General features: G+C 37.7%; 1 protein-coding gene. It reads left to right on the forward strand.

The features are described 5' to 3' along the window. Nucleotides 1–470 precede the first annotated feature (470 nt). Entirely contained in the window at nucleotides 471–16037 is a 15567-nt protein-coding gene (locus PT287_RS03280) for an SLAP domain-containing protein (protein ID WP_277132550.1), read from the forward strand. Nucleotides 16038–16476: the final 439 nt, after the last annotated feature.

The raw sequence follows: 16476 nt of genomic DNA on the forward strand, positions 1-16476 counted from the left end.
AATATAAAATATAGTGAAAATATAAATTATATTTTATGATAAAAGGGACTGATTTAAAGCTGATATTGTCAATATGTATACGACTAGTATGGCTTTATTAGCAATATTGGTAAGGCTGCTAATGATTAAAGCTTAAGTATCTAATTGTCTTGAAACAGCTATAAATAAAAATTTAAGTTAGCAAATACATGTAATAGTTATTACTGCAAATCAATTGGCACAAGTAATTGTATAAACTATAGGTATTTTAACGTAAAGATTTTGATCAATGTTATGTTATTTTAAATACTATACATCCTAATCTTATTGCATTATTAAAAAATAATTTGATTTACATGTAAATAATTTTAATGAACATATGTAAGTAAATGTTATTTATATTATAACTATAAATTTTGAAGATTATATTTACATTTTCATAATTATGAAATACAATAGTACGCGTATAACTTTAATCAAAAGGAGATATTATGTTGGGAAAAAATAATTTCAACGAACGATTAAGAAAGATGGAAATGCAAGCTAAGCAGGACCGTTTTTCAATACGTAAACTAAGTATTGGTGCAGCTTCTGTGCTGCTTGGCTTTACTTTCTTTGGTATAAACAGCCAAAGTGTCCAAGCAGATACAGTTACGCCTGCTAAGGAAGTCGAGACAGCAAATATCCAAAATGTTGCGTCGTCAGATAAGCAGGAGACTCCGACACGTGATGCCGTTAAGACAGCTAGTGGCAATAAACAGCAAGTTAAAAAAGCTAATAATGGTAGTCAGAAGCTTGATACTTATGCAAAATTGAGTAAGTTTTTGCGGGATAGTGATGGCGCTACTGTAAGTGCTAGTGACGGTAATGTTACTAAGCCAACAGCTGCACCTAGTGATACTGTAAAACCTGCTACTAGTTCAGCAGCGACACCAGCACAAAAACCAGCAGACACTAAGCCTGCTGGTGATATTACTGGTAGTAATAGCGCAAATACTGCTGATACTGCAAGTGGTATTGCTGCTAATAATAATGCTACAGCTCCAGCTGACACCAACAAGCCAGCGGATGATAAATTGCCGGCTAACATTGATATTACAGCAACATCTGCTAAGCCAGGTCAAAAACCAGTTACTACTGATCCAGCTGCTACAGGAGTATCCATCACTAATGGTGACAAGCCGACTGCTCCAGATCAGGACGACAAGAAAAAGCAATTGGCTGACGCACAAGATGGTCAAACTGCTTATGTTAGTAGCTGGAAAGATTTGCTGAATGCCTTTAGCAATACGCAAATTACTAAAATTGAAATTATGAAGGATATTGTTAATGATACTAACGTTACGGGTGATCAACCAGTTACGTTGTCAGGTGATCGTAGTTTAACGATTGAATCTAATCCAGCTGATAATAAGCGCTACATAATTGATTTTAAAAATTCACGTGTTTCTTCAGGCAATAAAGGTAGTCAGGGGCATCTCACTTTATCTTATGATAATTTAACTTTGTACTGCGCAAGTGATTATGGCGTAGCGGATTCATATTTTAATGCATCGACATTTAACTTTACAGATGTTGACTTCCATGGTAATCAGATGGTATATGCTGGTAATAACGATACTGATATTCATTTCTTCGGTCATAATACTGCTGAAACTGTTCCAATGCCTTATACAAGTCAAGTAGATGGCACTAAAGTTAATGGTGATGGTGAAGACCAGCAGTTATTTGAATTTCAAGGTAACAGTAACCAATCTTTAACTTTTGAAAAGGGTAGTACTTTTGTAGGAACAACCACTTACGGTAACGTAATTGAAATGCATGGTACTAATAGTAAAGTAACTTTAGAGCAAGGTGCCCAAGTTACTTTAAATCCAGCTGCTAATGCTGATGGTTCTAAAGGTGGTAATTCTGCTCAAAATACCACTAAGGCAGCCGGTATTTATATGACGGCTAAAGGCCAAGTATTAATTAACGAAGATGCTAACCTTAATATTAATGTAGGACAGACAAATGAGAATGCAGCTAAGCCTAATATTACTGATGTGCAATTAAGTGATCAATTTACAGGTAAAGTGGATTATCATGAAGCTGCAGCTATTATCTTATCTGACGCAGCGGCTACAATTACTGTTCAAGATGGTGGTGCCATTAACGTTAAAACCAATGGTGATGTTAGTGATAATGGTTCTGGTAAAGCTAGTGTTGTAGTTTATGATGGTGGTAATATTCAAGTTAATTCACATGGAGCTTTGAATATAACTGGCACTAATATGCAAAAATATGCCGGTACCTTACTGTACATTGCTGGTCAAGCCGATTTGGAAAACGGAACGCTTAATCTTTCATTGGAAGGCGAAGGTGCTCAAGGTTCAGGAACTGGTGCCAGTACTTTAGTTGACCTTGATTCTTCGAAGGGTGTTTTAACTGTTAATAACCCACAAAGCCTGATACTAGATGCTCATGCGAATAAGGCAGCCAGTATCATTGGTAATAGTGATATTAAGATCATGAATGTCCGTCAGGTTTTTGATTTTCCAGGTTTGCCGCAAATTATTTTGCCACCGTTTCATATTTTAGATGTTAAAAAGACGACTGGTAATAAAGCAACTATTGGCGTTAACAGGATGGAACTGCTTAACGGTACAACGCCATTAACGACAGATATGATTACCGGCCTTGTAAATGATATTAGCACCGATCCAACTCTTGCTGGATTAGGAAGTGTGTTAGGAAGCGCATTGGGTGGCCAAGATCCAACGGCTTTATTAACCAGTCTAGCGGGGATTTCTTTTGATGAAATTTTCCCAGCTATTATTCAAAATGCCTTCTCTAACCCAGATAATCCGGGGTACAACTACATTCACATGATTCCAGCCAATCCATCCGGATTTTTGGGAATTCAAGATGCTAAAGTAACTGTTAATAAAGATGGTTCTAGAACAATCTCAGGTTCAATTACTGGCTATGACAAGACAAAAGATGGTCCAAAGAGTGACACGGTCTTTAATAAATTAGTTGATGGTGGTACAGATGCTTATGTTATTGCTAAGTTCAATAGTACTGGCTCAACTTTAGATGGTCAAACTTGGAAGAGTCCATATCAAGTTGATAAGCCAACCAAAACGGGAGAATTTAGCTCACCTTATGCAAGTACAGATCTGGTTGGTAATCCGCAGACTTTACCTGCAGGCTTAAAGATTGATGGTACTAAGCAAACTTTAACCGTACCAAAAAATGGTATGAAATTTAATGGTACAAATGTACCCGGAAATGCAGTTCTTGATTTTAAGAATCATGCTGTTTTATTAGGTGGCAATAAAGTAGCTAGTTTACCTGCTAATTTAGCTTGGCCGCTACCAGATGGTATGGGTTCATTAACATTGCCGTTTGATTTACCGTTTGTGACCCCAGTATCAACAAGTGACTCTAAAGAAACTTTATCAACTGAATTTGCAGCTAAAGTTAATGATGACAATACGTTTAGTTTTACAATTCCAACAGATGTATTTAATAAATTAATGGCTGGAGCACAATTAGAATTAACACCAGAAGCCAACTTTGTTGGGTATGCTAATGATGCTCAACCATACAGTGTCGATCTGTTGAAGAAGTCATTTAAAGATACAGTTGATGATGAAAGAAAGCAACTGGATCAAGCATATCAAGACGCATTAAGTATTTTAGCTAATTCTGGTCTTGATCTTGATGGTACTTATAAGAATGAGATTGATCAAGCTTATCATGCTGCTATTGCAGGTGGTACAGATGATACCAACCCAAACCCAGACAAAACCAATTCTATTTATGGCGTAACTGATGATAATAGCGATGCAGCGATTAATGACGTTATTAACCGAGCTCAAAGTGCAATTGATACTATGTATCATAATGCATATGATAGTAAATTCGATAAGTTTGTTAGTGATCATAAGTTAACTGATAATTCGCTAACTAATACTATTAATGCAGAAAAGAATAAAATTAATGCAGCAACTGGTAAAGATGCAATTAATAAAGCAGAACAAGATGCTGAAACTGCTCTAACTGCAGCGGGTAATATAGCTCAAAATAAAGCTAAAGCTAAAGAAGATATTCAAAAATATATTGCGGCAGCAAAGACTGACTTGGGCAAAGCAGGTGTTGATACTACTGACTTTATAAGTGCAGATTCTGGCTTTACTGATGATGCTATTAATACTGCACTTGCTACGATGGCAACCGATGGTTCTAACAAGGATAAGATTGTTAATGGTATTAAGCAAAAGGTTTTTGCTAAATATAACTTAAACTTGTCAGGTGTGATCACGAATTATGGTGGTGATGAAGGTAAGGAGTTAACCGGTTTAACGTTACCTGCTGGTTCTACTTACCAAAGTGACATTAATAACACTAAGACCAATATTGCTAATGACTTAACCTTTAAAGGCGACGGCACCGAATTTACAGGCAGTGCTAATGTTGCTAAGGCCAAGACGGTAATTGATTTAACTATTGCTAAGGCCAATGCTGTTTCTGAAGTGCAAAAGTATGCTAACAGTGTGGTAAGTGATTACCCAAGTTGTGGGACTGCTATTAGTAAAGTTAATAGTACCTATCAGGCTACGATTAACGGTGAAACTAGCATTGCAAATTTGCAAGATACTAATCACGCCAATGCTAATGCTAATAACCATGATCAGATTACTGATGTTAAAAACAGTATTGCAGCAATTGATCAAGCAATTCAGACTTATAAAGATGGTTTGAAGAAGCATATTATTGTCCAAATCAATGGTGGTACTGATAATGATGGCAAGACTTATGATAGTTTACGGCACAATATTTCACTTCTGGAAGGTAAGTTTGCCAGTTTAAATCTTGGTTCTGATCTTGATATTAAAGCCGGTATTAGTAAACTTAATAGTAATTTAGATGAGGCTGCTTCAATTGCTGGTGATCAGACTGATTCTAAAGCAACAGCTACGATTGATAAGGCGACTAAGGAAGGTGATACTGCTACTGCTGGTACTGCCTTAGGTGAACAGAAGAAAGCACAAGATTTACTTGATCAAACGTTGAAGTATTACAATGCTTTGAATAAGCTGGTAGCTTACACGAATAATCAAGCTTCAAAGAAGCCGGATGCTAAGCCGGATATTGTCAATGCTGCTAAAGAAGCTGCTAAGAATATCTTTAATGCTACAGACACGAGTGCTAACACTGATACCAATGGTAATGGTCCAATTGAAGCTGCTGAACAAGATGGTGAAAAAGCTATTGATGATATTGTTAAGTACTCTGCTGCCAGTGATGCCATTGAAAACGCGGCTACTCAAGCACATACTCGTGTAAATAATTCACATGCAACGGCAGCACAAAAGGCACAATACAATAAGGAAATTGATGATGCTAAAACTGCTGCTTTGAATACGAAACCTGATAAGGGTGATAAGAATTCAATTTACGGTTCTGATAATCAAGACTTTATTAACAATCGTCAACAGCGTGTTCTTAACAAGTTTAACAAGGCTGCTGCTAAAGCTGAGGTTGCTGGCTTTGCGGAAGATGCTAAAGATGCCTTAGGTGCTAATGATGACGCTGATATTGATGCAGCTAGAGATGAGGCAACAGCAAATAAAGGGACAATTGACAATGTATCAGATGCTGGAACGACTGCCCATGATACGTCTAGTCAAGTTCAAGATGCCGAAAATGCTGCTAAATTAGCTATCTTGGCTGCCTTAAAGAATAAGGCCAATGCTAAATTAAATGCTGAAGAATCTAAAGTTGAGGAGAAGCTTGATGCTCTTAGCGATAATCTGACTGCTGATCAGATTGCGAATGGCAAGAGTAAGGCACACGACTTTGTAACTAATACTAATGGTACTGGTGCAACAGATCACATTAATGTTGATGAAAGTACAGTAAATGCCGCTGTTACTAATGCCCAAGATCAAGCTGCTAAGGATGCGGCCTTAGCTAATGGTATCAGTAGTATTAAGACTGACTTAAATAATGGTCTGACTAACCTAAATGGTGTTGTAACTGATGCTACTAATAAAGCTAACCGTGCGGCTGCAATTGCTGCAGTTAATGCTGAACATCAGAAAGTTGTTGATGACCTTAATGATAAGACCAAGTATCCTGACTTAACTGATGAACACCGTAAGCAATTGATTGCTAATGCTAATACAGCTTGGACTAATGGTTTGAGTAATTTAGCAACTTGTGATGATGATCAAGTTGATGCGCAAAAGAGTCAAGCAATTAAAAATCTTGATGATATTTTGACTAATGCTGATACATTAAATAGCAATGATAAGGAACATACTGAAAATGCGCTTAATACTGCTAAACAAACCGCTAAACAAAATTTAGATGATGCTAAGACAGCTGCCGAAAATAAGGTTAATGGTTTTACGGATGATCAAGTTAGTCCAACTGATAAAACAGATCTGATTAGCCAAATTGAGCATGACTATCAGACAGCTTTAACTAATATTAACGCTGCTAAGACTTCTGATGAGGCCGATACTGCTGAGCAAACTGGTGCAACTAATATGGCGCAGGATGCCAACAAGGCTGACTTGATTGCTGCTAAACAAGATGCTATTAATAAATTGAATGCTGCTCAAACTGCAGATAACAAGGTAGTTGATGATGCTCTTACTGATGGTAAGATTACGCAACAGCAGCATGATGACATGATCAGTAAGATTGACGGCTACCATACTCAAGGTACAACAGCTGTTAAGAATGAAACTGATAAGAGTAAGACTGATACTGATGCTAATAAGTACATCGACTTAATGAACGGTGTTACTACTGATATTGATAATCTTACTTTGGCTAATAATAAAAATGATGCAATTGATAAGTTAAAAGCTACAGCAAATGCTGCTAAAGAGCATATTGATGGTTTAACTGACCTTGGTACTGATGAGAAGAACGCCTTAAAGGATAAAGTTGAAACTGACTTTGGCAATGCCAAAGATGCAGTTAACTCTGCTACAAGTATTAACGATGTTACTTCAGCTTTAAATACTGGTAACTCTAATATTCAAGCTGATCAAACTGCTGCTGATGTGCAAAATGCCAAGAATGCTGCTAACAAGAAGCTTGATCAGAGGCTAAAAGATGATAATGCTGCGATAGACGCCTTGACGAACTTGGATTCAACAAGCAAGGATGCTTTAAAGCAGAAGATCAAGCAAGCTCATGATGATGCGCAGGGTAAAGTTAACGATTCTGCTAACACTGACTTAGATAATATTGCTCAAGCTGCAATTGACGGCTGCGATAATATGGATAAAGTTGTTGACAGTGCTCAAGGTCTGGATCAAGTTAAGAAAAATGATAAGGCTGAACTTGACCAAGCTGCCCAAGAAGCTAATAACCGCATTGATCAATCTGCTTTAACTGATGAGCAAAAAGCTGCTGCTCATACGGCAATCAACAAGGCACGTGATGATGCTAAAGAAGAAATAGATAAGTCAACGACTGATACGATTGATAAGGCCAACAAGGCTGAAAGTGATGGATTAGATGCTATTGCTACTGCTGAAGCAAATGCTAATAGTTCATATCTTGCAGGATTGAAAGATCAGGCTGATAAGGACATTGATGCTGCCTGTGATGCTGCTAATACAGCGCTAGATAATGAATGGGCTACTCTGAGTAAGCAAGAACAGGCTGATTCTACTACAGCTGCTGCCTTTACTACAGCTCATAAGGAAATCGAAGCTGCTAGGACTAATCGCAAGAAGCAAGTTGCAGCTGCTAAAGATAAGCCAGCCATTGATAATGCAGTTAACGGTATTAATACTGACGTCAACAATGCCAAAAAGCCAGCATTACTCGCTTCAGCTAAGATTAAGGGCAAGGACAAGATTACCCAATATGGTGAAACAGCCAAAGGTAAGTTGCCTAATCCTGATAGTACCGGTGGTGCTGCTAAGATCGATCAGCTTGTTAGTGATGCTGTTAATGAAATTAACAATGATGATCAAACGCCTGATGATGTAACTGCTACAGTTAATACCTATCAGGATAAAATTGATAAGATTAATTCAGTAGCTTCAGCTACTAATGCTAGTGAGATTAGTGCTGCTCAACAAGAAGCAATTAAAGAACTTGATCATAAGCTAAATGGTGATGGCAAGGAGCAGGGGGTTCTTGACCAAATTGCTGCTTTGAAGGATCATCTGACTTCTGATCAATTGAATGGCTTCGAGCAACAAGCACAAAGTGCACATAACGATGCTGTTGATGCGGTTAATGGCGATGCAACTGTTGCTGCTATACAGGGTGATCGTGATGATGGTTTAACCAATATTCAACAAGCATTAGATGATGCTAAGTTGCAGGCGGCTAAGAATGATGCTGATAAGGCATTGGATGACGCTGCCCAAACTGCTATTGATCAAATTAACAAGATTCCAGACGATAAGTTGTCACAACATGACAAGCAAACTGCTATTGCCAACATTAACCATGCGATTTCTAAAGATCCGAACGGTGGTAAATATCAAATTAACAATGCTAAAGATCAGAATGCCATTAATAGTATTGTTAGTGATACTGAAGACACGATTAGTAATATTGTTAGTGGTGCAAACGATACAGCCCATACAGCTGCTGTTAATGATGCTAAGGGTAAACTTGAAGCATTAGCACAAAAAATTAAGGACAGAATTAAGGATGATCTTGCTGCTGGCAAGTTAAGTCAAACGCAAGCTAATGGCGCTGACGGTAAAGGTGGTCTTAATAAGCAAGTTGATGATGCGTTAAGTGATGCTGAAGGTAAGATTGATGCTGCTAAAGATCATACTGCTATTGATAAGGCTGAAGCAGTTGGTGAAGTACAATTAAATGCTGTTAACGATGAAGTTACCAAGGATGAAGCACAAAATACTGATCTTGGTAACGTTGCAGCTGCGGTTCAAAAGGCAAACGCTGCAGCTAGTGATTATATTAGTATGCATCCAAATATGACTTCTAAGCAGAAGCAACATGTTTATGACCAAATCAATAGCATTAAGAATGAAGCTAACAACAATATTAATCGAGATCGCAATGATGCTGATGATCCAATTGGTAAGATGGATCAGGATGCTCAGGATGGAGTTTCTAAGTTAACTAACTTAATGGGCAATTGGGATAATAAAGAACAAGCTATTGAGAAGTTAAAGCAACATGCTAGTGATGTTAAGAATGGTAACGATGGCACTAATGGTCGTCCTAAGTACGAACCTATCTCAAAGGATAATCCAGATTTCGCTAACTTAACCGATAGTGATATTGCTAATGCCCAAGCTGCTGTTCATGATGCACAGCGTCAAGGTGAAAACACGATCTTTGGTTTAGATACTGCTAAGAACGATCTTGATCAAACCGAAAAAGACTGTGAAACTGCGATTGATAATGCTTTGTTACCTTATAAGCTCTTAAACGAGAAGAATAAGCAGACGACGGCACTTAACGATCACGCAAAGCAGCAAGCAGATGCCATTGATGCTCTTGCTCAAAGTAAAGATAATCCAAATGGTTTAACGCCAGAAGAAATTGCTGATTACAAGCAGCAAATTGAAACAGCTCGTCAAGATGCTGCTGATAAGATTAGTGGTGTGTCACTACCAGACAAGCCAACGTCAGATGATTTGGCAATTGGCAAAACTAATGTTGCTGCTGCGGAAACTAATGGTGAATCTGCAATTGATCAAATTTTAGCAAGCGCCAAGTTAGATTCTAAGAAGCGCCAAGATATTGCTGATATTCAAACTGCTGCAAATGAAGCTAAAATTCATGATGGTGTGGATCGAGATGCCATTGATAAACTTGTTAGTGACGCAACGACGGCAATTAATAACGCAACGGATACAACTGGACCTGATTCGCCAGATGGTATTAAAGATACTACTAAAGACAAGATTCAAGATTTAGTTGATCAAGCTGCAATTAGTGGTCATAAGAGTGATGCCGCTAATAAGTTAAAGCATGAAAAAGCTGATGCTGAAGCAATCATTGATCGTTCACAATTAACAGCTGAACAAAAGACTGCTGCTAAAGATAAACTCAAGAGTCTATATACTGATGCCCAGAACAGACTAGATGCTGCTGGTAAAGACCAACAAGGTCACACTTTACCACCAGAGGCTTATCAGGTTGAGGCAGCAGAAATTGCTAATGACTATCAGAAGATGGTTGATCGTGTTATTAAGGAAAATTCTAAGACTGATGACTTCCCATGGTTTGCTAATGAAGCTGATAATGCTCTGAATGGTACAGACGGCGTTGAAGGTTTGAACGGCAAGCTAGATAATCTTGGGTTATCAGATGACCAAAAGTCTAAGTATAATGACTTAATTGCTACAGTTAATGACAGTATTGCTAAACTTGATACGTCTAAGGCTGATCATGCTACTTCAATTGCGGATGCAACTAATGCTTATGATGCTGGTTTAACTGCTTTGAACAAACTCAAGGCAATTAAGGAAGTTGAAGATGCTCAAACTGCTGCTAATAATGCAATTGATAGCAATAATAACTTGACCGATGACCAAAAGAAACCATATCAGGATCAAGTAGATCAGGATGCGCAGACCGCAATTAATAGTATTTTAGGTGTTACACCAACCGATAGCGATACAATTGGTAATCAGGACAAGATTGATGCTGCTAAAGGCGATGTCATTAATGATATGAATACCATTGTGGGTAATACCAATACTGCTGGTGCTGGCGCTCTTGCTGATGCCAAGGCAGCTGCTAAGTTGAAGCTTGATAATGCTTATCAAGCCGCTAAGAATAAATTACCTGCAGGTACTGATACGACTAACCTTGACCAAGCGCATGATCGTGAAGTTGCAGCCTTAAATGGTTTATCACTTGATGGTTTAAAGAATGTTGATAATGGCATTAAGAATATTGACAAAGCTGCGGTAGACGATGCTGCTGCTTATGCTAATAATCAGATTGATAAGGGGAATTTGCCTGACAAGTCAGATGGTACAACTTACACTGATGCTGAAAAGCAAGCTTTAAAGAATCAAGTGGCTAAGGAGCAGACAACTGGTAAGAACAACATTGATAACTCAACGGTAAATGCTGATGAAACAGTGGAAGCTTCTGAAGCCGATACTAATGATAAGAATGCCAGTGGTGCTCGGAATAATGCCATTGACAAGATCGGTAAAGATTACTCTGCTCAAGATACGATTAATAGTATTTTGAGCAATGACTCAACGGTTCAGCGTGATCGTGCTAAGGCCCAAGCAGAAAAAGATTTAGCAACTATTTATCAAGCAGCTAAGGATAAGTTACCTAATGGTGCAGATACTAGTGCTCTTGATGCGGCTTTTAACAATAATAAGACAGTTACGGGTTCAACTCCTGAAGAGATTAAGCATAATGCCGAAAAGGCACAACGTGAAATTGCCAAGGGTGCTGTTCAAGCTGCTGCTCAAGCTGCCAGAGATAGTATTAATGCTTTGAAACATGATGATAATACGCCTTATACTGATGCCGAAAAGCAAGCTTTGAATGCATTAATTACTCAAGATGTAAATAAAGCAAATAGTGAAATCGCTAATGCTGCGAAAGATAAAGAAGGTATTAGTCAAACTGAGGCTGAGCAGGCAACAGGCGATGGTTCAGTTAGTGGTACCTTGAACGATAGTTTAGCAGTTATTGCTAATGATGCCACAGGGTCAACTGATGCTGCACAAACTGCTATTAGTAATGATCCTGCAGTTCAAAAAGAACGGGCTAAGAAGCAAGCCGAAAAAGACTTGCAAACTGTTCATGATGCAGCAGTTAATAAGCTGAAAGAACAATATGGTCCTAATGCTGACACTACTGAAGTGGACAATGCCTTTAACAACCATGAACCAATTGATGGTGATAGCTTAGCTGATATTGCTAGTGCCGCCCAAGCAGCACAACAAGCAATTGCTCATGGCGCTGTAACTGATGGAGTAACTAACGGCAAGAACAAGATTAAAGATTTGAAGCATGAAGACGGTAGTTCATATACAGAAGCTGAACAGAATGCTTTGAATAACTTACTTGACCAAGATGCCGCAACGGCTAATGAAACTATTAGCCATGCTACTGCTGATTTAAGTGGTATTTTAGTCAGTGATGCTCAAAATTCAACTGATAGTTCAGTAGTCAGCGGTGCTTTAAACAACGGCTTGAACACAATTGCAAGTGATAGCATAGGGACAACTGAGTCTGATCATACTGCTATTAGTAATGATCCTGCAGTTCAAAAAGAACGGGCTAAGGCTAAATTACAGGCAGATCATGACAAGGCTGTTCAAGAATTGCATGATAAGTTCGGTAAAGATGCTGATACTTCAAAGATTGATGCTGCTAACACTGCTGCACAAGCTGCAATTGATAAATTAGGCAATAATTCAAAGCCTACTGAGATTGCTGAAGCTGAACAGGCTGGTGAAGTTGACATTTCTAAAGGTCTTGTTCAAGATGCGCAAACTGCAGCTAATAAGCTAATTACTAATATTAAGCATCAGGATACACAGAAGCCATACACTACTAATGAACAAACCGCTTTAACTAACGCTGTTCAAGATGTAGTTAATAACGCTAATGGTACTGATAGTAATAAGGGTTTATTAGACACTACTACTGATATTGATAAGACTCGTAAGGATGTTCTGCAAAATATTCTTGATATTGTAACTGATGGTACTGACAAGAACCAAGCAGCTTTAAGCAATGATCAAAATGTTCAAAATGATCGTGAATTGCAAGCAGCTAAAGACCAAGCTGAAAAGGACTTGCAAACTGTTTACGATGCAGCTAAGGCTAACTTGGATGATGCTGATACTACTAACCTAGATAATGCTTTCAACCATCATGCACCAATTGATGGCGATAGTGTTGCTGCTATTAAGGAAGCTGCACGAAAAGCCGAACAAGCAATTGCTCAAGGTGCTGTAAAAGATGCTGCTCAAGCGGCTAAGAATGAGATTAAGAATTCAAAGCATGAAGATGGTTCAGCTTATACTGATCATGAACAAGCAGCTTTGAATAACTTAATTGATAGTAATGTGCAAGCTGCTGATGAAGCGATTGAAGCCGCCCAAGCTAATCCAAGCCGTATGACTGCTCTGCAAGCTTCTAAGAGCAAAGACAATTCAATTGTCAGTGGTGCATTAAACAATGCCTTAAATGTCATTAGTGCTAATGGTACTGGTAATTCCGAAGCTGACAAAGAAGCTTTGAATAGTGATCCTGCTGTTTTAGCTGATGCTAAAGCCAAGGCTAAGCAAGAAGTTACTGCTGCAGCTAGTGCTGCCAATGATGCAGTTGATAAGCTGACTAATCATCAAGATGGCACACCTTACACTGATGCTGAAAAGCAAGCAATTAAGGATGCCATTCAAGCGGAAGTTGCCAAGGCTAATGATGATAAGGGTACTATTGATAATGCTAATTCAGTACCTGATGTCAACACTGCTAAGCAAAATGCTCTTGATGCTATTAATAAGATTAAAGACGCATGTACGAATAATAATGGTAGTGTTCTGGATCCAATTATTAGTGCTAATGAAGCTGTTCAACAAGAACAAAAGAATAAGCAAGCTGCACAAAACGCTGTAATTACTGCTGCTGATAAGGCTCGTCAAGACATGGGCGTTGCTAAAGGTAGTGATGAAGCTAAGGCAATTGACCAAGCAGAGCAAGCAGCTTTGAATGCAATCAATCAAGTAACAGATGACAAATATACTAATGCAGAAAATACAGGTTTAGCTGGTATAGTTGATTCTGAAAAGCAAACAGCTAAGGATAAATTGGGTACTGATTCAGCAGCGCTTGATGCAATTTTAACTACTGATACGACTGCGGATAATGTAACTCAAAAGCAAGATGCCATTAAGGAAGCATACAATGCTGTTAAACTTGATCAAGATAAGCAAAGTGCTAAGCAAAATGTTATTAATGCTGCTAACGCTGCTAAGGATAAGATTGATCATTTGACTAATAAGCCAGATGGTACACCGTATACTGATGCTGAAAAGCAAGCTTTGAAGGATAAAGTTGATCAAGCAATCGATGATATTGTTAATAATGCAAATGGTTCTACTGGTAAGCCAGGGACTATTGATCAGGCAAAGAATAAGTCAGATGTCACCACTGCTGAACAAAATGCTATTCAAGAAATTACTAACACTATTTCAGATAATAATTTAGTTGACATTATCAATAATGATCCAACAGTTGCTAAAGATAATGCCGATAAGGCAATTGACGATGCAGTTACTGCAGCCAATACAGCTATCGACAATAACAAGAACCTGAGTAAGGATCAGAAGGATAAGCTGAAAGATCAAGTCAAGCAAGATGCCCAAAAAGGTAAAGACAAGATCAAGAGTGATTCTGATATTAGTACAATTAATCACGATCGCGACGAAACTATTAATCAGATTAAGAATGATTACACTACTGAACTTAGTGCACTTGTTGATGCCAATGCCGCAATCGCTGCTGCTCATCAACATGCCGTTGAGCACTTGCACGATCAATTTGGTCCTAATGCTGATACTTCGAAGACTGATGCTGCCTTTAATAATCATAAGGAAGCTCATGGTGTGACTGTTGATGACATTAAGCACGATGCCTTAGAAGCTGAAAAAGAAATTGCCAAGGGTGAAGTTGCTGATGCTGCTGCAAATGCTAAGGATAAGATTGACCATTTGACTAATAAGCCAGATGGTACACCGTATACTGATGCTGAAAAGCAAGCTTTGAAAGACAAAGTTGATCAAGCAATTGATGACATTGTCAACGGTACAAATGGTACTACTGATAAGCCAGGCAAGATTGACAGTACTAATGATGAGAATGGTGTTAATAATGCTGCAAGTGCTGCCCTTAACGACATCACCACTATTATTTCAGATAGTAATTTAGCTGACATTATCAATAATGATTTAACAGTTGTTAAAGATAATGCTAATAAGGCGATTGACGATGCAGTTACTGCAGCCAATACGGCAATTGACAATAACAAAAATTGGAGTAAGGATCAAAAAGCCAAGCTGAAGGATCGTGTTAAGCAAGATGCCCAAAAAGGTAAAGACAAGATCAAGAATGATTCTGATATTAGTACAATTAATCACGATCGCGATGACACTATTAGTCAAATCAAGAATGATTACACTGATTCTGCAACCATTAATTCAATTATTGGTAGTAATGATTCAGGGACTTCAATTGCAATGCCAATTCCATCAACACAGCCAACTCAAGATGTTACCTTAATGCACAATGCTTACTTATATGATGAAAATGGTAAACGTTGCAACAAGGTTGATCTGAAGGCCGGTTCTGTGATTACGATTTCTGGTAAGCAAAAGATTGGCGACAAGGATTACTTCGTTGTCATTGATAAGGGTGCCAATAACAAGAAGTACTACATAGTATCTACTAATGTTGATAGTGTTGATACCAAGCTAACCCATAATGCTTATGTTTATAACAAGTATGGTCAACGAATTAAGAAGTTACATGCCTTGAAGAAGGGTAAGACAATCCAAACTTATGGTGGTGCAATCACAATTCATGGGCAGAAGTTCTATATTATTAACAAGGGTGAGCTGGTTAAGGCTGCTAATGTTGCTGAAGCCAGTGTAATCACAACCGTTGAGGTAGAAGCGACTACTAGCGACCAGACAACTGCTGCAGCTGAAAAGAAGATCATGCACAACGCCTATCTTTATGACCAAGATGGCAAACGTTCCAATGGCTTAATTTTCAACGAAGGCACAGTAATTACTACGACAGGTACTAAGTTAATTAACGGTACAGTTTATTACGCACTTGATGATGGTTTGTATGTCAAGGCAGCAAATGTTAATGCTAAGAAGATGAAATTAAAGCATAATGCTTATGTTTACAGTCAATATGGTGATCGTAAAGGTAAGGCAGTGCTGAAGAAGCATAAGTTAGTTAAGACTTATGGTGATCCAGTTTCGATTCATGGTAAGAAATATTACATTACTGCTAAAGGAAAATATGTTAAGGAAGCTAACTTCATTAAGAAGTAATTAGCTTGAATAAATAAAAATGTCTCAAATTGTTAGAAATAACAGTTTGAGGCATTTTTTGTATGCAGTTGTAATCTAATAATTATCTAGGTTTCTACATTTTAAGTAAATTTTTCTAAAACTAACAATTAATTAGTTATAGTTAATAACTTTAAAATTTATAATATCGTCCTATTATTACAAGTTACCTTTACTAAGGAGTCAATTTAAATATATTACATTAACTAGAATTTTAAAATTTACTTACATAAAATCATTAACTATGTTATATCAGCAATTTTTACTTGGCTAAGTAAAAATTTTAAAATAAATAATTATGCAAATTATACATATTATTTATATGCTTAATTATAATTAAAATAATAATAAATATAATCCGAATAATTGCTGGATTTTATCTGATTTCTTAATTGAAATAGACTACTACCTAGTCATAAAA

It is taken from the genome of Lactobacillus sp. ESL0679, assembly GCF_029433515.1.
In the GTDB taxonomy this organism is placed as follows: Bacteria; Bacillota; Bacilli; order Lactobacillales; family Lactobacillaceae; genus Lactobacillus.